Genomic DNA, 22,362 nt, shown 5'->3' on the forward strand with positions numbered 1-22,362 from the left:
CCGTAGGTCAGGCTCCCGCCTGACGAATTCACGTGGGACGTCCACCGGCCGATGAGTCAGGCGGCCAGAGTTGCCGCCCTAATGAATCATTTTCATATTCATGGATTGACTTCACCTCAACCTCATTGCAGTAGAACGAGAAATTGCCCCCCTCATCTGCAAAGTGATACTTGACTCCCTCCATCTGCCTACCCGACACATCGTCAATAAACAGGTCGTCAAAGTATAGAGCCCCGTAACTAAGCATTGCTATCTCTATATTGCTGGCGCGTGTGATATACATCCTGACAAGATAGAATTTTTCCCATGCACCGATATAGCGTACTTGCAAATCGAAGTCATTACACATCGTCCTGGAGTCAGGCATGTATGATTTGTATGTGGCGAACACCACGCGCTCCAGGCAGTTTGCGGAAAACCCACCTAGAGTCGATTGGATTGGTTCAGCCCATCGCATGAGACAATGCCCTCTCGTATTCGAGGTTCGTTCGCTAAAGCCCCGTATGTCAGGCTCCCGCCTGACGTACGAAATCAAACCGCATACCGCTCCACTGCCGCCTCATCCACCTCAATCCCCAACCCCGCCCCGGTCGGAACCGCGACAAAGCCCTCTCGCTGCTCCAACGGCTGCGCGACGATTTCCGTTCGCCAGGGATTCTCCGATTGGTCCAACTCCAGCATCGGTGTGTCGGTCGGGAAGCCCCAATGTGGGTCGGGCATGAGGCTCAGCAGGTGGACCGTGGCAGCGATCAGAATCGCGCCGCCCCAACAGTGTGGAATCGTGCGGATTCCCGAGAGCGCTGCCAGTTCGGAAATGAACAATGCTTCGCCAATTCCCCCGCACAGGCTGACATCGGGTTGAATGATGTCCATCACGCGGCGGTCGATCAATTGCTTAGCGCTGCCACGCGAGTCGACCGCTTCACCGGCCGCCAATGCGAGCGGAAGTTTCTGCCGCAGTTCTTCATACCCGGCATACTTGGGGGATTGCGGCAACGGTTCTTCGAAGTATTCAAATCCCAGATCGTTGAGTTTCTCACCCATCCGCAGTGCCGACGTCAACGTATAAGCCGCATTGCCGTCGGCCATCAGTTTCACATCAGCGCCGACCGCTTGCCGAACCGCTGCGGCCACCTGGGCTTCGCGGGCGACCGAATACCGCCCCAGCCGCATCTTCAGCGCGCGAAAACCTTGTTTCACCAGCGCCTCAGCTTCCCGCGGATATTGAGTCTCCGGCTCCTGCCCAGCGACATAATTCATCGCCGAGGCATACACCGGAACACGGTCCCGCAATCGCCCGCCAAACAGCGCCGAGACCGGCAGATTCAACGCTTTACCGCGCAGGTCATTCAGCGCGATGTCCAACGCTCCCACAGCCAGCGCATCGCCAAAATTCGCACCCCACAACGCGCGCCACAATTGCCGGTGCATCAAAGGATTTTTGCCGATCAGCCGCGGACCGAGTTGATCATCAATCGCCCCCTGCGTCCCATTCACCGGAGCGGTCTCGCCCCACCCAACGAGTCCCGTATCGGTTTCGATTTTCACAAGCAGCGCCGAACGCGTTTTATCCAACGGAACCGACACCGAAACCCCAAACGCCCGCTGCAAAGTGTGCCGTAACAAATAGGTCTTCACCGCGGTGATTTTCAAAGGCGGAACATCCAACCCCGGCACCGCCTCCGCCGCACGAAGCTGCTGCGCCCCTCCCAACAATCCCCCCGCCGCCAACAGCGCCCCCGACTGCAACAATTCACGACGGTTAGATTTCTGGTTCGTCATGGCGTCTGTTCGTTTCCAAAAAGAAAAGAAAAATACCTCACGCAAAGACGCGAAGCCGCAAAGAGAGTTTATTCTCCACCCTCTTTTTTCTTTGCGGCTTCGCGTCTTTGCGCGCGGCCTCTTTAAGAATTCCAGTAACCGTCCCGCTACACCAAAATATCCTGAACAACATGCCCATGCACATCGGTCAAGCGGAAGTCGCGACCTTGAAAGCGGTACGTCAGCTTCTCATGATCGATTCCGAATTGCGCCAGCATCGTGGCGTGTAGGTCGTTGACGTGCGTGATCTTATCGACAGCCGCGTAACCCAATTCATCGCTAGCACCGTAGGTGATACCCCCTTGAATGCCGCCGCCGGCTAACCACGTGGAGAACGCTTTAATATGGTGATCACGCCCCGTGCCTTGCGCCATTGGGGTGCGACCGAATTCTCCGCCCCAGATGATCAGCGTATCATCCAGCATGCCCCGCTGCTTGAGGTCTTTGACCAGCGCCGCTGAGCCTTGGTCGACCAGTTTGGCCGTGACCGCTGCTCCATTTTTGATATCACCGTGATGGTCCCAGCCACGATGGTACAGTTGAATGAACCGCACCCCCCGTTCGGCCAAACGACGGGCCAAGAGGCAATTCGACGCAAACGAACCGTCCCCCCCTTCGGTGCCGTACATCTCCAAAATGTGCTTCGGCTCACCAGCAATGTTCATCAGGTCGGGAACCGAGGTTTGCATTTTGAATGCCAACTCATATTGGCTGATCCGCGTGGCGATTTCCGGATCGTGAAACTTTTCGTTGCCCAAACGATTGAGCTGTTGCACCGCATCGATGACTTCGCGCTGCTGCTTTAAAGCGACGCCTCCGGGACTGTTTACGTACAGCACCGGATCTCCTTTAGAGCGGAACTCGACTCCTTGAAATTGGCTGGGCAAAAATCCGCTATGCCATTGCCGCGAAGCGATCGGTTGCGACTGTCCCCCGCCGACGGAAGTCATCACCACGTAGCCCGGTAAATCCTGACTGTCACTACCCAGCCCGTACAGCAGCCAGGACCCCATCGACGGCCGTCCAGGAATGCTGGTGCCGGTATTCATCAACGTGTGCGCGGGATCGTGATTGATCTGATCGGTCTGCATCGAATTGATGATGCAAATGTCATCGGCAATCGACCCAATGTGCGGCAGGATGCTGCTGATCTGCTGGCCCGATTCGCCGAATTTTTGAAAAGCATGCGTCGGGCCCAGGCATTTGAGTTTGTCGCGCTGCCCTTGCAGTTGCGCGATCTGTTGGCCGTCGGTGAATGACTTGGGCATCGGCTGCCCGTCTAACTCCGCCAGCTTGGGTTTGTAGTCCAACGTCTCCAAATGCGAAGCGCCACCCGCCATGCAAAGATGAATCACCCGTTTGCATTTGGGCGGAAAATGTAGCGGCTGCACCACACCGTTCCATTGGGGGACCGAATCGGCATCGCTCGCACCGGCAGCGAACAACGACGGTTGCAGTAGCGCGCCGAGTGCTAACGTCCCCATTCCGGCCGAAGTCCGACCGAGAAACGTTCGCCGCGAATGTTGCATTTGATAGCTTTCCCAAGGCGACATGGTTGAGTCCTCAATCGATGATCGACAAAAATTCGAGGCGATGTCCGTGCCAACGCGGTTGATCAATAAACCGGCGGGCTTATCGCGGAGGTTTATTCCTCAGAGGGTGGCGGAATCGGTGCCGGCAAGGGGGCAGGCAGCGGAGCTGGCTGGGGCACATCCAGTTCAGGAGCATGCTCGCCGGCAGCTAAGCGTTGGAGCACCTGCGCTAGCACGTTGGTGGTGAAATAATACCCCAAAGCTTCGATGCGATCGGTGGCGCTGCGACCTTCGTAGATTCGTGCGATGGAGAAAATCTGCAGGCAAGTCGTTTGGTCGATGCCGGCATCTCCCAGCCCGGTAATCGCGCGTTGTGCCTGGTCCTTCGAGTCGTCCAACCAATCTTCCAATGCCCGCTCACGTTTGAGCCGCACGAAATTGTAGTTATCGTCTAATTCCACCCCCAGCGAATAATATTTAGCAATCAACATCGCTGCCCGCGTATGCAGTCCAATCGCCGCAGCCAATCGCGCGTATTCGAGTTGTTTTCCCTCGCCAAAATACTTGGGAAGGCTGGGAATGATCTGCTTCATACCCAACTGGGCCATAGCATACGCCGGGTCGCTCAGTGACAAGGCGGCGATGGCTGCGTCGTTGTTGAGCTTGTATTTTTTGGCAACCTTTTTCACCTCAAGCTCGTTGACCATCGACAACCCAGCTTCGGTACTTCGCAAAAAGAATTTCGAGAGCTCATTCACCGGCGCGCCTTCGGGAATCGGCGTTCCTTCGTAACTATCCGCGAGTTCAAGATAATCGCGAGCCAGCTTCATGTTGAGCCAACAGACAACATGCTGTTCAGCAACAGCCACGATCCAAACACCCGCAACATCCGGATCGTCCGGCAGATTTTCACGGATGACATTTGCCAGACTGCGATAACACAACCCCGTGAAAAACGCGTTACAGGCTTCCATATAAATCGAGAGCTGATCAAACGTCTGCGGCCGATAAAAACGGATGGCCGCTGCCGTCGTTTCGACTTCCTTTTCCAACCACTGGTCTTGGAACATCAATTTGACGGCGGCATCGCGGCCATAGGCATTGTTGGAGTAATGGTAGCGGCCAACTTCATGCGCCACCCAAGCCAAGGCAGCCGACCAGGCGGCGTCCCAGTAGGCGGGGGCGAACTGACCTTCGACCAACAGCGAATTGATTTGCTTGTTAATCTTGTCCGCCGAGGCCAGCTGTTGGTTGGCGTATTCGGGATGCCCGAAATCAGGCCAAGAGACGTATTTCTCACGGGCCGATTTGTACAACTTGTTCCACCGGGGAATATGTTTGAGCACATGCTTGCTCATCTTAGGCGAGACAGTCGGCAACTCCTTGGCTTCCGGACGAGGAAGCGGTTTGCCTGTGAAAATCTTGTAAGCCGTCCAGATGTCATTGACGGGAATGACCTTGACCCCATGTTTTTCTCCGTGCCCGATCAGATCGATGATTTCTTTGGTCCGAGGGTCGAGTTCCAGCCGGCTGTGGGCGGGAATCAACACGGTTGTTTTTCCCGCTCGGGCAGCCCCTTCGATCTTAAAGGGAATCCCTCCCACCGGACCGATCATGCCATCGGGATTGATCGTACCGGTCATTGTCACATCGTCGCGCAGCGGATCGCCCAGGACGGCCGAAAGCACACCGATCGTCAACAAAGCACCGGCGCTGGGACCGTCAATCTTGCCTTCCACAGTAAACGTGGCCTGCATTGCCTGCGGATTAAAATCGAGAAGCTGCGCCGCTGTGAGAGAAGCTTGCCAAGCCGCCGCGCGCCACATAGGACTGGCGCCGGACAATTTGTCTTCAAAGATGCCGATGCGAATTTCGCCCTGGGGAGCTCCCCCGACAGTAATCGGTATGGCATGACAAACGCCAAACGGAGTGTCATCACCCGCCCGAGTCCCGTAGGCCAGCGGATAGACTGTGACTTTGGAGATGGGGGTGACAGCTGCCTCTTCCCCGGCGGAAAACCCGGTACCAGGGAGCACTGCCGTCAACAGCAAGACAATCAGGCCCATGGTTGAGAGTCGCATCATTGCAAGCAGCCTTTCACGCGGATTGACGATGACCGAAGCGTTCGATGCCCATGCAACAACCACCCCGACTGTTGCCCCACTGCACAGACCCCCCAGCTTAAACGACGCCGGAATCGAAAGCAATATTTGCGCAAGGCGAGCCTATTCGCTAATCCTGCACAGAGAGTACTGAGCTTACGCCTCATACCCCAGATTCGGCGACAACCAGCGCTCAACCTCAGCCAACGGCATCCCCTTGCGAGCAGCGTAGGCTTCGGCTTGATCTTTGGTAATCCGGTCGACGGAGAAATACCGTGCCTGCGGATGCGCGAAGTACAGACCCGACACCGCTGCTGCGGGAAGCATGGCGAAGTTTTCGGTCAGTTCGATACCTGTCTGTACTTCAGCATCGAGCAGATCAAACAGGATCCGCTTTTCCGTGTGGTCGGGACAAGCGGGGTAACCCGGCGCGGGTCGGATGCCGCGGTATTTCTCGGCAATCAAATCGTCGCTCGATAACTCTTCGACAGCTCCAAATCCCCAATCCCGCCGCGCTTGTTGGTGCAGCAACTCAGCAAACGCCTCCGCCAGACGATCGGCCAACGCCTTGGTCATGATCGACTGATAGTCGTCGTGCTCTGCTTCACATTTCGCCACGATCGGACCGATTCCCAAACCAGCCGTCACGGCAAAGGCCCCCAGGTAATCGCTGCGGCCGCTCTCCAGCGGAGCGATGAAATCAGACAGCGCCAAGTAATGGTCCTGCCCCTTCCGCTCCCATTGCTGCCGCAGCGTATGGAACCGCGTGACCTCCTCGCTGCGGGATTCATCGGTGTAAAGCACGATGTCATCGCCGACGGAATTGGCCGGCCAAAATCCATACACACCCGCCGCATGCAGTTGTTTCTCGGCAATCAATTGCGCCAAGGATTCCTGGGCCGAGTCGAACAACTTACGCGCTTCGACGCCCATGTTCGGGTCATCGAGAATTTTGGGATACTTGCCGCGCAGTTCCCAGGTCTGGAAAAACGGCGACCAATCGATAAACGGAACGATCTTCTCCAACGGAAAATCGGACAGCACCTTGGTGCCGGTAAAACTCGGTTGCTGGATATCGACACTCGACCAATCCGTGGTGAATCGCGCCGTGACCGCTTCGTCATACGAAATCAGTTTCTTTTGTTGCCGGGCAGCAAACATTTCACGGTCGCGCTGTTGTGCAGCGCGGTTCTTCGCGTCGAACTCCGCCTTCTTATCCGCATCGAGAATGCTTTCCATCACCGGCACCGACAGCGACGCATCGCCCACATGCGCGACAATCGGGTCGTACTGCGGCGCGATTTTAACAGCCGTATGTTTCGCGCTCGTCGTCGCTCCACCGACAATCAAAGGGATCGTCAATCCGCGGCGCTGCATCTCCTTGGCAACATGCGCCATCTCGTCGAGCGATGGCGTAATCAGTCCGCTCAAGCCAATCAGATCGGCGCCAACTTCGATCGCCTTGTCGATGATTTTGTCAGCTGCGACCATCACGCCTAGGTCGACGATATCAAAGTTGTTACAGCGCAGCACGACCGCCACGATGTTCTTGCCGATGTCGTGCACGTCTCCTTTCACGGTGGCAATCACCATCGTGCCGCGGGCCTTTTCGTCCGCGATGCCCATATCGATTTTTTCTTGCTCCATGTACGGCGTCAGGTAGGCCACCGAGCGTTTCATCACGCGAGCACTTTTGACGACCTGCGGCAAGAACATTTTTCCGGTACCGAATAGCTCACCCACGACCGCCATACCATCCATCAACGGTCCTTGAATCACGTGCAGCGGGCGGTCATATTTTTGCCGGGCTTCTTCTGTATCTTCGTCAATAAAATCGGTAATGCCTTTGAGCAATGCATGCTTGAGCCGTTCCTCAACCGATTCCTCGCGCCAAGCGGCCGTTTTCACTTCGGCCTGACCTGTCGCTTGATCCTTGATCTGCTCGGCATAATCAATCAACCGCTCCGTCGCATCCTCACGACGATTGAGCAGCACATCTTCGACGTACTCCAGCAACGTCGGCTCAATTTCTTCGTAGACCTCTAACTGGCCAGCATTGACGATGCCCATATCCAACCCGGCCGAGATCGCGTGATACAAAAACGCCGCGTTGATTGCTTCGCGAACGACGTTATTGCCACGAAACGAGAACGAAACATTGCTCACGCCGCCGGAAGTCTTCGCACCGGGACATTGTTGTTTGATCTGCCGGACTGCTTCGATAAATTCGACAGCATAGTTGGCATGCTCTTCCATCCCCGTTCCCACGGTCAGAATGTTGGCATCGAAGATGATGTCCTCAGCCGGGAAACCGATTTTTTGTGTCAGCAGGTCGTAGGCACGTTTGCAGATTTCGACTTTCCGCTGCGCATCGGCCGCTTGGCCTTCTTCATCAAACGCCATCACGACCGCGGCGGCACCGTAGGCGTGGATTCTCCGCGCTTGCGCCAAAAAGACCTCTTCCCCCTCCTTGAGGCTGATCGAGTTCACAACCGCTTTGCCTTGCACACATTTCAAACCCGCTTCGATCACCGACCATTTGGAGCTGTCGATCATGATCGGCACGCGCGAGATATCGGGCTCAGCGGCGACAAGATTTAAGAACTTGGCCATCACAGCTGCGCTGTCGATCAGACCTTCATCCATATTGATGTCGATCATGTTCGCGCCCCCCTCGACCTGATCGCGGGCGACACTCAGCGCTTCGTCGTATTTTTCCTCTTTGATCAACCGCGCGAACTTGCGCGAACCGGTGACGTTGGTCCGCTCGCCGATCATGATGAAATTCGACTCAGGACGGATCTCCAGCAGTTCCAAGCCGCTGTAGGTCGAACACTTCGAGACAGTCGGAACCGGCCGGGGCTGAAGATCGGCGACCGCCTCGGCGATTTTGCGAATGTGCGCCGGCGTGCTACCACAACAGCCACCCACGATGTTCAACCAACCATTGTCAGCAAATTCGCGCAACGTCTTGGCCATCTCCGCAGGCGTCATGTCGAACTCGCCCATTTCATTGGGCAGACCCGCATTGGGATAACAACTGACGTAGAACGGAGCGATCTGCGAAATCGACTCCAAATAGGGCCGCATCTTCTCCGGGCCGAGCGCGCAGTTCAAACCAATGCTGAGCATGTCAAAATGCGAAATGCTGGTCCAAAACGCCTCGATGGTTTGGCCGGTCATCGTGCGGCCGCTATCGTCAGTGATCGTCCCGGAAATCATCACCGGCAAGCTGATGTCGTGTTCACGAAAATACTTGTCGATCGCGAACAGACAAGCCTTCATGTTCAACGTATCAAACGCCGTTTCGGGCAACAAAATATCCGCGCCACCATCGATTAAACCCCGCAGTTGCTCGGTGTACCCCTCGACCACTTCGTCGAAAGTCACTAATCGTTTGCCGGGATCGTTCACGTCCGGAGAGACCGACAACGACCGGTTCATGGGACCGATGCTGCCGGCGACGAAACGAGGTTTGTCAGGCGTCAACGCCGTGAACTCATCGGTCGCCCGCCGCGCGATTTCTACCGCCGTCTTGTTGAGTTCGTAGGTGTATTGCTCTAGGTCGTACTCTTTCAGCGAGACCCCATTGGCGTTGAAGGTATCCGTCAGAATAATATCCGCGCCCGCTTCGAGATATTGGCGATGAATCCCCTCGATCATCGCCGGCTGCGTGAGCACCAGAATATCGTTGCAGTTCTTTAGATCACTATGGTGATCGGCAAACCGCGCACCGCGATAATCCTCTTCACTGGGACGTTCGGCGAGAATCAAAGACCCCATCGCACCGTCAAGCACGAGAATCCGCTGCTCAAGGAGGTGGATCAATTGATCGGTCGTATCGGAAACTGAAGCTGTTGTCGCCATGGGTAGACTTTTTCGTTCAACTAAAAAATGATCCGTGGGTATCGGACCTGACAGTTTTGACTATTTTTTCACACATCTAAGTATATTGGCATATCCAAAACTTGCGGAGGCAATGAAGACACTTGAACAGCGATATGCGATCTTCCCCGTCTATCAATTGCTCGATCCCATATTCCCTTGCCATATCGTCCTGATGCCCCCACCATTCGAATTCATTGTAGAGTCCGGTGAACGTCGTGCCTGCGTCACCGATGAACTCGGTGAAATCGCCACAGCAATGAGGCCAATCGTCGTTCTGAATAAAATTCGGCAGACAAGGCGTCCGACGATAGTCGTCACATAATTCAACAGTGAAAGCAAACCGCTGACTTTGCGATTTGGTACCTTTGGGGAACCGTTGATCAATTAATTGGGCGATTATACGTTCGTTATCCTTGGGGTAAATCCATCGCAGTGGAAGAGTTTTAATGCAATTGATGCATGCTGAGTCAGAAAAACCCTGGCTATTTTCGATATTGATCCTGTAGAGACTCGACTCCGTCTGGCACCAATCGCACCTTCGCATTTCCGCATACTGCGGAAGAATGTCATCGGCGATGTAGGTGAAGACTTGCCCCATCGTTCATGCGGATTCTTCTATGTAACCGCCTGATAATCCAGCGCATTGAGGATCGCTTCGCAGGCTTTCGATTTGTTCAAGGCATAAAAATGAATGCCGGGAACGCCGTTGTCCATCAGCTCGCGACATTGCCCAACGGCATACTCCACACCGATGTGAAATTGTGCCTGTTCGTCGTCCTGGGCTGCTTCCAATTTGGTTGCCAATGTCTCTGGAAACGCCGCGCCGCACATTTTCGTAATCCGTTTGATCCGCTCGAAATTCGTAATCGGCATGATGCCTGGAATCAGCGGAATCTTTATCCCGGCCTGTTCGTACCTGCGGCGGAATTCGAAGAAATGCTCGTTGGCAAAAAACAACTGTGTAAATACCGCATCGGCTCCAGCGTCGACCTTGCGGCGGAGGTTCGACAGATCCTCGTCGGCGTTGGGGGCCTCAGGATGGATTTCCGGATACCCGGCGACACCGATTCCCTGATCGGGAAGTTCACCGCGAATCAGTTCGACCAACTCGTTGGCATACCGCAACCCACCGTCGACATGTGGAAAGGTCTCCGCACCAGCCGGTGCGTCGCCGCGGAGTGCCATGATGTTTTTCACGCCCCGTTGCCGCGCCTCGCTGAGCCACTGATGCAATTCCTCACGTGTTGCGCCCACACAAGTCAGATGCGCGGTGGCGGGCAAAGCAAACCGCATTTGAATTTCGGCGCACAGATCAATGGTCCGCGAGCGGGTGCTGCCCCCAGCCCCATAAGTACAAGACACGAAGGCGGGACGATAATCGACCAACCGTTGCAGGTTTTCAAAAAGCGCAGCATCGCCTGCTTCGGTTTTTGGGGGAAAAATCTCGATCGATAACCGAAATTCCCCGTTACTATAAATATCCCGCATCCGCATGTGTCACGTTCCTGTCGTTCAATTCCCGTCCGCACTGCCCTCTGAAAGTTTCAATCTCATGAAACTGGGGCATTTCCCCAATTGGCGGGTAAACACTAGTTTACGCCAATTGCCGCACTGCTGTAAACGAAATGCTGCCCCTTCTCACCGGACGCTGCGGAGAGTCGCCGGCGGTGCGCCGGAGAGCGGCTCGATCGGAATCTTATGTTGGACAGCAGGTTAGGACAAGATCCGTGGCGCCGGACTGGGATGGTGACTCGCTCAATCGAACCGTGGTTGGCTAGAAATTCTCACAAAATTTCCAAAGATCTTATCGCGCAAACGCTTACAGCCAGTCGTACTTATACAACAGACTGTCCATAACAGGGAAATTGCATTCTCCCCCCAACATTCTGACTTCCAGTGGCATAAAGTATTGTTGTCACGTAGAATAGAGCAAACGCACGACTTATTCCGATTGGTGCGATTCCCCCCTATTTCCCGAATTGGGCAATGTCCCGACCTTCGGGTTCACCAATCGTCGCGTCTCACGAATATTTGGAGAGTGAAGACTATGTTAAAACCATGCGCTTGGTCGCTTGTTATCGCCATCTTGGCTGCTTCGAGCCCGTTGTATGCCGCAGATGCCGCGGCGGCAAAGAAAGAGTCGAAATTCGACAAACAGATCAAGGATAAAACCAAGGTCGAAGGCATGTGGACCATGTACCACAAAGACCAGAAACTTTTGGTCGATCTCAAAGCCAGCGACCTGAGCAAGGAATATCTGATCTCGACCTCGATCGCGAAAGGCATCGGCGTCGGTTCCGTACTCGGAGGCATGAGCTGGGGATTCGGCGACGACGCACTCTGGACATTTAAAAAAGTAGGCGACAAAATCCACGTGATTCGCCGCAACGTCCGCTACAAAGCCAGCAAAAAGGGGCCGACCGCCGACGCGCTCAAACTGGCGTTCAGCGATAGCGTTCTCTACGCATTGCCGATTCTGGATACCGACCGTTCCAGCCACTTGGTCGATGTGTCCAAAATTTTCATGAGCGACGATGCCGGCATCGGCCGTTCGATTGGCTATGCCTTTGCTTCGGACCGGTCGACCTGGGAGAAGGTCAAGGCGTTTGAGAAAAACGTCGAACTGCGCGTTGCCGCCGTTTATCAAGGCCGTGGCACCTCCGATGCGATCGTCGATCCCCGCGGCGTGACCGTGCAAGTCCATCACAGCATCAGCGAACTGGGAAAATCGGATTATAAGCCGCGCCTCGCGGATGACCGCGTGGGCTATTTCACCACGGTGATCAAGGACTTCTCCAGCGACGAGGATGAGCACTTTATTCGCTACATCAATCGCTGGAATCTGCAAAAAGAAGACGACAAAGGGCCGACCTCCGTCCCCAAGAAACAAATTACCTTCTTCATCGAAGAAACCGTTCCGCACCGCTGGCTCCCCTATGTCCTAGAGGGATTCAAGGAATGGAACAAAGCCTTCGAGAAGCTGGGCTATTATGAAGCGATCAACGTCCGACGGCAGGGAGAGGCGGGCTTCGACTTCGATCCCGAAGACATCCGCTACAACACCTTCCGCTGGATCACGGCCGAGGCCGGTTTCGCGATGGGACCTTCACGGGTGAATCCCAAAACGGGCGAAATCCTCGACGCCGATATCATTTTTGATGCCGACTTCCTGAAATATTGGTCGACCAAATATGAAACGTTCTCCTCCAATGACGTTGCCATGATGATGGGGGGCGACCCGCTGACCAATGATGAATTGCCCATCGGCCAGTTCCTCAACCAACGGCACAAGAGTGCGGCGCAACCGAAAGAACTCACGCAACACCGTCATCTACCCGGCCAAGGCTGTTCGCTTTGCAATGGCCTGCAACACCAAATGGGCTTTTCGGCCGCTGTGTTGATGTCACGGACCGGAGCTGTGAAAAAAGGCGAACTCCCCGAGGAGTTCATCGGACAAGCACTCAAAGAAGTCGTCATGCACGAAGTCGGGCACACGCTCGGGTTACGGCACAACTTCAAAGCGAGCGCTTGGAAGACATTGGAAGAAATCAACGATCCCGAAAAAGGGGCCGCTGAAGGAACCGTGTCGAGCGTGATGGATTACACACCGGCCAATATCGTCCCCAAAGGACAAAAGCAAGGATTGTACTTCCCGCAGACCATCGGACCTTATGACTACTGGGCCATCGAATATGGCTACTCCGACAAGAAGGGCGATGAACTCAAGGCTGTTGCCGCGCGTTCCACCGAACCGGCGTTGGATTTTGCCACCGACGAAGACACCCGTAGCTACGATTCCGATCCCCTGTCGAATCGCTTCGACTTGGGCAAAGACCCGTTGGAGTTTGCGAAACGACAAATGGCAACCGCCGCCAGTCTCTGGCCGGAAGTTGTGGAGACGACCGTTGAAGATGGAGACGGCTACCAACGTGCCCGCCAAGCATTCGGTATGTTGTTCAGCGAATACTGGCGGACCGCCTACTTCGCCGCACGCTTCCCCGGTGGCGTGTACGTCAATCGCGACCACAAAGGTTCTAAAGACGCACGAGCTCCTTATGAACTGGTCGAACCGGAACGGCAACGGGCCGCGATGAAACTGTTGGCCGAATCGGCCTTCAGCACTCAAAACTTCCCGCCTGAGATCTTGAACTACCTGGCAGCCACGCGCTGGAATCACTGGGGCGTTCGGAATTACATCCGCTTGGATTATCCGATTCACGAATTCGTGGCGATGATGCAATCGCGGATCTTGTACCGGCTGTTGCACCAAATCACCTTGGCCCGGCTGCTCGACAGCGAGTTGAAAGTCCCCGAAGGGACCGATACCTACACATTGGCCGAACACCTGCGCACGTTGGTCCAAGCCTGTTTCAGCGAGTGGCAACCCCAAGAAGCCGGGGGCGAATTTACAAATCGTAAACCGTATATCTCCAGCTTCCGCCGCAACCTGCAACGCTTAGCAGTCAAGCAATTCGCCGATGTCGTCAACATGCCGGGAACGTCCATGTGGACGCTGACCAGCCCGTTTCGACTGAGCGGGGTGGATATGCCCGAGGATGCACGGACGTTGGCCCGCTTGCATCTGGCCGATTTGGATCGTCAAATCACAGCCGTGTTGGGCAAGGAAAACCTGAAATTGGACGACTATTCCCGCGCCCACTTGCAGGATTGCCAAGAGCGGATTCGCAAAACGCTCAATTCCCAAGTTCAAATCCGCTCCGTCGACTGACGGTTGCGGCTGTTGAAGAAACGCACGAACCCCGCCAGAACCTGGCGGGGTTTTTTTAGTAGGCAACAGGAGTCCATGATTTCGCGATTACGGTAGGGAGCAGATGTGGTTTGATCTCCTGGCTGCGTCGTCCATAATGTGAAAATGAAATCCTTTCGCTTCATCTTCTTACTGACCCTGTTGTCGTTCCTGGTCACGGGCGCAATCTGGTACACCGAAATTCCCCTGGGCATTCCCGGCGAATGGGTGTGGGATCGCATCGGTCCCCCGCTCGATTGGGGCTTGACCCTCATCATGGCCAGCGTCTGCGGGGCGATTTATTTTACCTATGTCTGGGCCGGCGAAGCCCGCATCGCCAAATGTCGGAGTTTCGAAACCGGACTGTGGTTGTGCGGAATGGTCCTGCTCGGATTTGGCTGGCTGTGGGTGGCGCAAGACGCGGCACCGGCGGACCGGCGATTTTCTAAGACCGCCTGGGTCCTGTACTATCCGGGCGCATCGGGTTACTTCACCATGGCCCGTGATCATGAACAAGACTTCGACGAATTCCTCGGCGGATACGAAACATTGATGGCCGAGGGAGATGTGCTCCACGTGGGAACGCATCCACCGGGACTGTTCATCGCCTATCATTGGCTGATCGAAACTTGCCGCTCGTCCCCCAACCTGACTGCTTGGCTTCGCTATACCGAACCCGCGTCGTTCTCTGACGCGATGGACCTCATCGCCCAAAACCACGCAAGCACCCCGCAGGCAGTGCGGCCCGAACATCGAGCCGCCATCTGGTTAGCCGCACTGCTCACACAATTCACGGCGGCGGCAACCGTCATCCCGTTGTTCCTACTCATCCTCCGCGACTTCACCCGGCAGACCGCATGGCTAGCGGTATCGTTGTGGCCGACCATTCCGGCGCTGGCGCTGTTTTTACCCAAATCAGACGCGCTGTATCCGTTGCTGGGGGTTTTGATTTGGTACTTCTGGCTCACCGGCTGGGAACAACGTTCCGCCTGGAGAAGTCTACTCGCCGGCGGCATTTTGTTGATCGGATTGAGTTGTAGCTTGGCCATCCTTCCCGTGTGGGTCGGATTGGGAATCATCACGCTCTGGCGCGGTTGGCTGTGCGAACCGGAGCAGCGCGTGCCGGGCGCCCTGGCCAAGCTTTGGTTTAGCAAGACGTGGGCAGCCATCGGATTTCTCTTGCCGGGGGTGGCACTGTGGTGGGTCACCGGCATCAACTTACTCACAGTTTGGATTTGGAATTATCGCAACCACGCCGGCTTTTATGCCGAATACCCTCGCACCTATTGGAAATGGTTGGCCGTCAATCCGTTGGAGTTTTGTATCGCCGCCGGCATCCCTTTAGCCTGCTGTGCGATCCTCGGCGGGCTGCGCATGCTCCGCCCCGATTATCGCTCTCGCCTCGCCGGACTCGTCTGGACCTGTTTGAGCGTCGGGGGCCTATTGTGGATCAGCGGCAAAAATATGGGCGAGCTAGCCCGGCTGTGGATCCTGCTGATGCCCTGGCTGGTGTGGCTGGCCGCAGGAAGCCTCGCCGTCGACAGTGAACCAAGTTCCCTGCCAAAACGAAGTCGCTGGGCTGCCGTGTTCGTTCTGCAATTGGCGGTGGGAATCGCCATGCTAATGCGCGTGCACGGTTTTCAAATGCCATAGGTCCAGCAGGCCGAACAGGCCGCAGGACCGCCCCATCTGTGAGAAGCGGGATATTCACTGCAGACGAATTGCGCCGCTCGACATTCCGCACAGTCTCGCTGGTGGGTGCAGAATGTCCCCTGCGATGGCGATCAGACGCGCCGAATTCCGATATCGACTAACAATGGCAACGCTGATTTCCACAGCGGACGCCATCGACCGGAAAATCCCGGCAGTATCTCCCTGTGAATTCTGGGACGTTTCAAGGAACGAGATTGTGAATCGTGTCTCTCGATCGACCGTGCTTGTTGCTCTTTTTACCGCGCTAGCCAGCGGCTGTGGTGGCGAAGAGATTGTGCACACCACCAAGGGAATCGACGAAAAGGTTTCGCCAGCAGAGTTTGAATCGTTCCAATCGATCATCAACAGCCTGCCGGACAAAAAGCTCCCAGAGATTCCCTCGACATTGCTTCCACGGCCCCACTGGACGCAGGAACGGACGCTGCCGATTCAAGACCTGATTCGTCAGGAGAACGACGCCTTTGAAGACCGCTGGTCGGTGGAACTCATCGCCCGGCAACTCCCGATCAACAAACAGTTAATGCGTGCCTTGCGGCGCGAGCAGATGACCCCCGAGCAGTTTGTGGGGTTAACACTGACTCTCGGTGCGGCACTCACAGCCGACGCTACGGACGAGCGGAATGATTTAGCGGCAATTGTTGCGGCAGGAGAACAACACGTCACCATTCTGACCGCCGATAAAACGGCGTTCTCCTCCCTAAGCGACGTCCGCGCACACGAAATCCTGACCCAAGCCGCTTGGTTAACCGTCGTGAACCGGGCCAAGGTGCTGCTGCAGGTGCCGCCGGAAAACCTGCAATTGGTCCGCAAACACCGCGAATGGCTCGATGCCGCTTTTCCCACCGATCTCACGCAAGATCCGCTGGCCGATCTGACCAACGTCATGCATGAACGCGGAATCCCCTTCGAGGAGATGCCCGAGAGCGGTTCCGACGAGCAAATCGAGTGGAGCACCAAGACAGCCATCATCGGCGAGATATCCGTCGACGCAGCGTTTTAGCCAGTGGGCAATCGCGAATTTCGAGCCCCGCCCGTTCGCACACACCAGTCCTACTGAGCGCTGCTCATATCCGGGCGAAGTTTCTGGGCCTCGCGCAGGTAGACGTGCGTGATTTCTTGCTGCGAGCGGTCGGTGTTGATGTGCATGAGAACGCGGATGCAGCGGGGCATTGCTCCCGGGACGGCGATTTCCGTAGCGCACAGCAACGGGACAAGGTCCATGCCCAATTCACGAGCGGCAGCGGCGGGAAACGCCGATGTCAAATCGTGTGAAGTCGTCAAAAACACCGATGCCAACTCGTCGAACTCCTCAACCTGGTTGGCTTTGAGCACCGCGATCAGCAATTCGCGCGTGGCGGCGCGGATTTCTTCGGGGGTATCGATGTCGACGGTCGTGGCGCCGCGAATTCCTCTGACGGGCATGACGATATTCATTTCCACTAGAAACGGCCGCTCCCAGTCGGGATGCGGACAACTTTTGAGATAATCACCCAGTATCGCAAATCCGCGGCGGCCGGGCAATCGCCGTTGGCCGTTTCTAGGTGGGAATCACGGAAACTACGGCTGATCCCAAAACAGGTCTTGCGTTACTTTTGAGATTTCGCATACAAACCCCATGAGTGGAGTCCTGCGCGGTCCTTTTGCCTGTGACGGCTCCCCTGAAATTGTCTCTCATCAACATTGGAGAAATTGGAAAGCAACGAGCCCACACGGACGAGGCTTGCCAAATTTTCTCAACCGGATAATTGAGTCACTCAAATACTTCACGGACGGTGGCGACAAAACTGATGTCGCTCGTTTGAAATGGAAAGGAATCCATCGATGTCCGCGACAATCGCTGAATTGGCTGCGTTGGTCGGTGGCGAGGTCCAAGGCGATGCCGGCCAAGAAATCACCGGCGCCCAATCGACAGTCGACGCCTGTGCCCAAGACATTACCTTTGCGGTCGACGAAGCCAACTTGCGGCTCCTCCCGCAAAGCGCCGCCGGCGCCGCTTTGATCTCCAAGTCATTGTCCGATGCCGCCACGACGGCAACCCTGTCGATCCCGCTGATTTTTGTCGATGATCCGCTGACCGCCTTTTGCGGCGTGCTGGAACATTTCCGACCACGGCGGCCGCGACTCGAAATCGGCGTCTCCCCACAAGCCTATGTCGACACCACCGCCATCATCGGTCCCGGGACGAACATTCATCCCGGCGCATCGATCGGGGCCGAGACGATCATCGGCAGTGATTGCGACATTCATCCCGGCGTGTCGATCGGAGCGGGTTGCCAGATCGGCGACGGGTGTACGCTGTATCCCAATGTCGTGCTTTACGATCAGGTCACACTGGGCGATCGCGTGATCCTGCATGCGACCGCTGTCTTGGGAGCGGACGGATTCGGTTATCAACTTAAAAACGGCGCGTTTGAAAAAATTCCCCAACTGGGAACAGTGATCATCGAAGACGACGTTGAAATCGGCGCTGGAACCACTATCGACCGGGCCATGATCGGTGCCACAAAAATCGGCCGCGGCACCAAACTCGACAATCAAATCATGATCGGCCACAACTGCGTGCTGGGCGCGCACAACGTGTTTGCCTCGCAGGTCGGTTTCGCCGGATCAGTGACGACGGGCGACTATGTGATGTGCGCCGGCCAAGTCGGTGTCGCCGACCACGTGCATATCGGCGACGGCGCCAAGTTGGCGTCCAAGTCGGGCGTACACAAGGATCTGCCGGGTGGACAAGCCTATGTCGGACAGCCGGTGCAGCCTGAACGGGACGGCATGCGGTCGCTCATGGCCATGCAAAAGCTGCCCGAAATGGCGCGGCGCGTGCGAAAAATGGAATCACGAATTGAAGACGTGGCGGAATTGTTATCGCAGTTGGGCGACGACAACCCACCGTTAGCGAAGGCGGGATAACCGGTCATTCACGCTTCGTTCACAAAATCCCAAAAAACACTTGTTAGTTCATAACAGCAACATGGAAAGTTTCGACAACAACACGCAATCCGCGCAGCCGCAAAGCATCGGCTTGTTGGCCGGCGCGGGTCGGTTCCCCTTCGTATTCGCACAAGCGGCGCGGCGGCAAGGCATTTCCGTACACGCTGTCGGCGTGCTCGGCATGGCCTCCGAGGAGTTGGCCGACGTTTGCGAGACGTATGTAGGCGTGGCCATCTCTAAAGTCGGCAAAGCCATTCGCCGTTTCAAAAAAGTCGGCGTCCAACGTGCGGTCATGGCCGGCAAGATTGAAAAAGTCGTGCTCTTTCATCCCTACCGTTGGTTACGGATGATTCCCGACTGGCGGGCCGCACACATGTTGATGACGTACGCCGCACGCGATAAAAAAGACGACACTTTATTGTTGGCCGTGATCCAAGAGTTCGCGCGCGACAATATCATTTTTGAATCCGCCCTGAATTACTGTCCGGAGATCGTCGTGAAACATGGATTCCTCACGAAAAAACGACCCAGCCCTTCGCAATGGAAAGATATCAACTTTGGCTGGGAGTTGGCCAAAGAAATGGGCCGGTTGGATGTCGGCCAAAGTATCGCCGTCCGCGAAACGGCCGTGTTAGCCGTCGAAGCCATCGAAGGCACCGACGCCGCAATCCGTCGTGCTGGAGAATTGTGCAAAAAAGGCGGGTTCACGGTGGTCAAAGTCGCCAAACCACAACAGGACATGCGGTTTGACGTTCCCACCATCGGCATCCAAACAATTCAAACCATGCATGAGACCGGGGCCAAAGTATTGGCCATCGAAAGTGACAAAACCATCCTACTCGACGAACAAGAAGTCCTGCGACTAGCCAATAAATTTGGGATTACCATCGTCTCGCTCAACGCCGAAGAAGTCCGGCTCAAACAGTGCGCGTGAGAGGCTAGCGGATTCCATAGTAAAAACTACCCTGCTCCCCCGGCAGTCGTGGCGGACGATTTTCAAAGACACTTTTCCTACACGCAGAGTATTCAAAGACCCATTGGTGACGGTTTCGGTGGAAGGCCGCTTTTTGCGGGCTCCTCTAATGTAGAAGTGGTCGGGTCACCCCGCTGATCCGACAAAAACATGGTGAGACCTGAGAGACCTCACTGTGCCTTAAGTTGAGAGATTTTTAACCCACCCCACGAATTCACTTCCCCAATCCCCTCAAGTAGACTCGCGAAATTCACCGACCCTGAAACCGTCACCTTTTTCTTCTCTCGCCTCGCATAGCACACCGGTCATAGACCGCGTCGCAACAGCAATACCAAATGGGCGCGCCCCCCAGGGTGCCGCCCATTTTTTTTAGTTGACATATGTGCAACGGCAGCTGTGCTGTGAGGCTCACCCAGCGACATCAACGGCGACCCGAGCTGAACACGGGCAATCCCTCTGGCAAACTGTGTGCGCATCGGCTACGCTACTACTTGGCGGATAACGAGTTGGGAGATTTCTCCACCGGAAACCCATCCGGCACCGTTTCCCGTGGAGAAATGTTCTCGAGTTTGCCTAGAACCAGTTTCAATACCCGGGTGCACTGATCGTCGCGACTGTCGAGCAAACTTCCGCGCGACGCATCCATCGGATTTGAAACGACCTGTAGATATGCGGAGTGCGCTTCTCATGAAGTGTCCTTTTTGCCACCACGACGAAACCAAAGTCACCGATTCACGAGCCAGTCAGGATCACGCGATTCGCCGGAGACGCGAATGCCTGGACTGCGGCCGCCGTTTTACGACCTATGAAAAAGTCGAAGAAGCGCCGCTGAAGGTGATCAAAAAGGATGGCAGCCGCGTTCCCTTTGATCGGCACAACATTCGCGCCGGACTAGAAAAGGCTTGCTTCAAACGTCCCGTCAGCGACGAACAGATCGAGGAAATCGTCAATAAGGTCGAAACGGACGTCTATCAGAATTTCGAACGCGAGGTCCCTTCACCCTACATCGGCGAGCGTGTGTTCAACATCCTCCGCGGCGTCGACCAAGTGGCCTTTGTGCGCTTTGCCTCGGTCTACCGTGAATTCAAGGACGTCAACGACTTCGTCGAAGAACTGGAACCGATGCTCCGCGACCCGGACCGGCGGTGATGTAGGACTCGTAATATGCCCAGCTCTGTCGTCGCCCCTGCCCCGCGGCGCGCTCATTACGCCGCATTGGCTTTGTTTTTCATAACGATCGCGGTGTACGGTTCCTGGGTGCCGTTTGAAACCATCACGCGCTCCGCCGATGAGGCCTGGGAGATCATCCGGGTCGAGCCGCTGATTGCCTTTGGACGAATCGACCGTTCCGACTGGGCCACCAATGTGCTGTTGTTCGTGCCCATCAGTTTTTGTCTGTTGGGCGCCTCTTCTGTTGATCGCCGCCGTCCGTTACTTTGGTGGCTGTCGATCCCCACGATTCTTGTTGGATGTTTGGCGCTGAGCATTTGTCTCGAAGTCGGACAGCTCTGGCTGCCCCAACGTTACTTCTCAATCGCCGACATCATTGCGCAATGTCTCGGCGCCATGATCGGGATCGGTTTGTGGTGGTATGCCGGCGAAACCATTACGAACTGGTTACGGACCTATTCGGGACAGACCGGGACCCGTCGACAGATCAGTTGGCTATTGCAGGCCTATCTAGCGGGACTGGTGATTTATGCCGTCCTGCCACTGAATCTGACAATCCATCCGGAAGAACTTTACGAAAAACTTGTCAGTCACCGACTCGTGTTGATCCCCTTTTCAAAAACGCAATGGAATTGGCCGACGCTCGGCGAATTGTCCACCGATATTCTGGTATTCGTGCCGGTCGGCGCCTTGGCGACCATTGGTTGGTTGCCGCCTGGACGAACGCTGCGGTCGTTACCCGAGAGTATTTTCGTCGGTGCGGGAATCGTACTCGCGGTCGAACTCTGCCAACTGCCGGTGATGTCCCGTTTTACCGATGCCACCGATTTGATAACCGGCACGATCGGCGTCGCCATCGGGGCGGCAGTCACGCATGCGCTCATACCGCGGCACCCATCATCCACACCAGCTTACTCGGGTTTGCGAACTTGGCATTGGCTGTTGATCACGGGGATTTATTCGCTGATCATCGTCATTTATTTTTCACTCCCCTTTGAATTGATCGAAGACCGCACGCTGGTGCGAGATCGATTTCAACAGATGCTGCGCGTTCCAGGCGCCAGTTTATTGGCAGTTTCACAATTTCGCGCGCTGACGGAAATACTGCGAAAAACCTTGCTCTTTCTGCCGTTGGGCGCAATCTTGGCGCGGACGGTCTACTATCCGACAGCCACCCTCAAAACCCGCTGGATGCTCTGGGCAGCGTGCCTGATCTATGCCATGGCGCTGGGCATGTTGATCGAGGTCGCACAGGTGCTCAACAGCCACCACACCCCCGACGCGTCCGATGCCCTGCTCTGCACGATCGGCGCAGCAATCGGCTTAGTCGTGACCGCGCGATTGTTGCGGCACCACCATAAGTCCACGTAAACGATCGTCCCCAGGATAGGACTTCGCCGCGACAGTGCTTACAATGGCTAGAACTAGTTTCAAAACCCGATTGCGCTTGTTTTAGACACTTAGATCCAAGAGTCCACGTAACGC

Annotated in this window: 15 protein-coding genes; 7 read left to right on the forward strand and 8 right to left on the reverse strand. The window is 55.7% G+C overall.

Annotated elements, in window-relative coordinates:
- Nucleotides 1–28: 28 nt before the first annotated feature.
- From CA54_RS08680 to metF, 7 genes are all read right to left on the reverse strand, one after another.
- Nucleotides 29–457 carry a hypothetical protein gene (locus CA54_RS08680; protein ID WP_146370402.1) on the reverse strand — a complete coding sequence of 143 codons (429 nt, stop codon included), beginning with the start codon at nt 455–457 and terminating at the stop codon, nt 29–31.
- A gap of 74 nt (nt 458–531) precedes the next feature.
- Nucleotides 532–1,782: a mandelate racemase/muconate lactonizing enzyme family protein gene (locus CA54_RS08685; RefSeq protein WP_146370403.1), complete on the reverse strand. Its 1,251-nt coding sequence runs from the start codon at nt 1,780–1,782 to the stop codon at nt 532–534.
- 146 nt (nt 1,783–1,928) lie between these two features.
- Nucleotides 1,929–3,374, reverse strand: a complete 1,446-nt coding sequence (locus CA54_RS08690; RefSeq protein WP_146370404.1) for a DUF1501 domain-containing protein — start codon at nt 3,372–3,374, stop codon at nt 1,929–1,931.
- 92 nt (nt 3,375–3,466) lie between these two features.
- Nucleotides 3,467–5,437, reverse strand: coding sequence for a S16 family serine protease (locus CA54_RS08695; protein WP_146370405.1), 1,971 nt, complete (start codon nt 5,435–5,437; stop codon nt 3,467–3,469).
- A gap of 174 nt (nt 5,438–5,611) precedes the next feature.
- Nucleotides 5,612–9,322, reverse strand: coding sequence for a methionine synthase (gene metH, locus CA54_RS08700; RefSeq protein ID WP_146370406.1), 3,711 nt, complete (start codon nt 9,320–9,322; stop codon nt 5,612–5,614).
- A gap of 76 nt (nt 9,323–9,398) precedes the next feature.
- Nucleotides 9,399–9,941, reverse strand: coding sequence for a CbrC family protein (locus tag CA54_RS30180; protein ID WP_146370407.1), 543 nt, complete (start codon nt 9,939–9,941; stop codon nt 9,399–9,401).
- A gap of 17 nt (nt 9,942–9,958) precedes the next feature.
- Complete coding sequence (metF, locus tag CA54_RS08710; protein WP_146370408.1) at nt 9,959–10,837, reverse strand: methylenetetrahydrofolate reductase [NAD(P)H]; 879 nt, start codon at nt 10,835–10,837, stop codon at nt 9,959–9,961.
- 553 nt (nt 10,838–11,390) lie between these two features.
- Here metF and CA54_RS08715 point away from each other — a divergent pair.
- The 3 genes from CA54_RS08715 to CA54_RS08725 all read left to right on the forward strand — a co-directional run bounded on the left by CA54_RS08715 (nt 11,391) and on the right by CA54_RS08725 (nt 16,803).
- Nucleotides 11,391–14,072, forward strand: coding sequence for a zinc-dependent metalloprotease (locus CA54_RS08715; protein ID WP_146370409.1), 2,682 nt, complete (start codon nt 11,391–11,393; stop codon nt 14,070–14,072).
- 144 nt (nt 14,073–14,216) lie between these two features.
- Nucleotides 14,217–15,743, forward strand: coding sequence for a hypothetical protein (locus CA54_RS08720; protein ID WP_146370410.1), 1,527 nt, complete (start codon nt 14,217–14,219; stop codon nt 15,741–15,743).
- A 256-nt stretch (nt 15,744–15,999) separates the two neighbouring features.
- The gene (locus tag CA54_RS08725) at nt 16,000–16,803 is read left to right on the forward strand and encodes a hypothetical protein (RefSeq protein ID WP_146370411.1); all 804 of its coding nucleotides are present in this window, start codon (nt 16,000–16,002) and stop codon (nt 16,801–16,803) included.
- Nucleotides 16,804–16,853: 50 nt separating this feature from the next.
- Here CA54_RS08725 and aroH read toward each other — a convergent pair whose 3' ends face one another.
- The gene (gene aroH / locus CA54_RS08730; protein WP_146370412.1) at nt 16,854–17,225 is read right to left on the reverse strand and encodes a chorismate mutase; all 372 of its coding nucleotides are present in this window, start codon (nt 17,223–17,225) and stop codon (nt 16,854–16,856) included.
- A 399-nt stretch (nt 17,226–17,624) separates the two neighbouring features.
- Between aroH and lpxD the strand changes: the two genes are divergently transcribed.
- The 4 genes from lpxD to CA54_RS08750 all read left to right on the forward strand — a co-directional run bounded on the left by lpxD (nt 17,625) and on the right by CA54_RS08750 (nt 22,248).
- Nucleotides 17,625–18,713 (forward strand): UDP-3-O-(3-hydroxymyristoyl)glucosamine N-acyltransferase, encoded by a 1,089-nt coding sequence (gene lpxD / locus CA54_RS08735; RefSeq protein WP_197532306.1) that lies wholly within the window; start codon nt 17,625–17,627, stop codon nt 18,711–18,713.
- Nucleotides 18,714–18,774: 61 nt separating this feature from the next.
- Nucleotides 18,775–19,668, forward strand: a complete 894-nt coding sequence (locus CA54_RS08740) for an LpxI family protein (RefSeq protein ID WP_146370414.1) — start codon at nt 18,775–18,777, stop codon at nt 19,666–19,668.
- Nucleotides 19,669–20,394: 726 nt separating this feature from the next.
- Nucleotides 20,395–20,856 (forward strand): transcriptional regulator NrdR, encoded by a 462-nt coding sequence (nrdR, locus tag CA54_RS08745; RefSeq protein WP_146370415.1) that lies wholly within the window; start codon nt 20,395–20,397, stop codon nt 20,854–20,856.
- A gap of 15 nt (nt 20,857–20,871) precedes the next feature.
- The gene (locus tag CA54_RS08750) at nt 20,872–22,248 is read left to right on the forward strand and encodes a VanZ family protein (RefSeq protein WP_146370416.1); all 1,377 of its coding nucleotides are present in this window, start codon (nt 20,872–20,874) and stop codon (nt 22,246–22,248) included.
- Nucleotides 22,249–22,362: the final 114 nt, after the last annotated feature.

It is taken from the genome of Symmachiella macrocystis (assembly GCF_007860075.1).
Taxonomy (GTDB): Bacteria; Planctomycetota; Planctomycetia; order Planctomycetales; family Planctomycetaceae; genus Symmachiella; species Symmachiella macrocystis.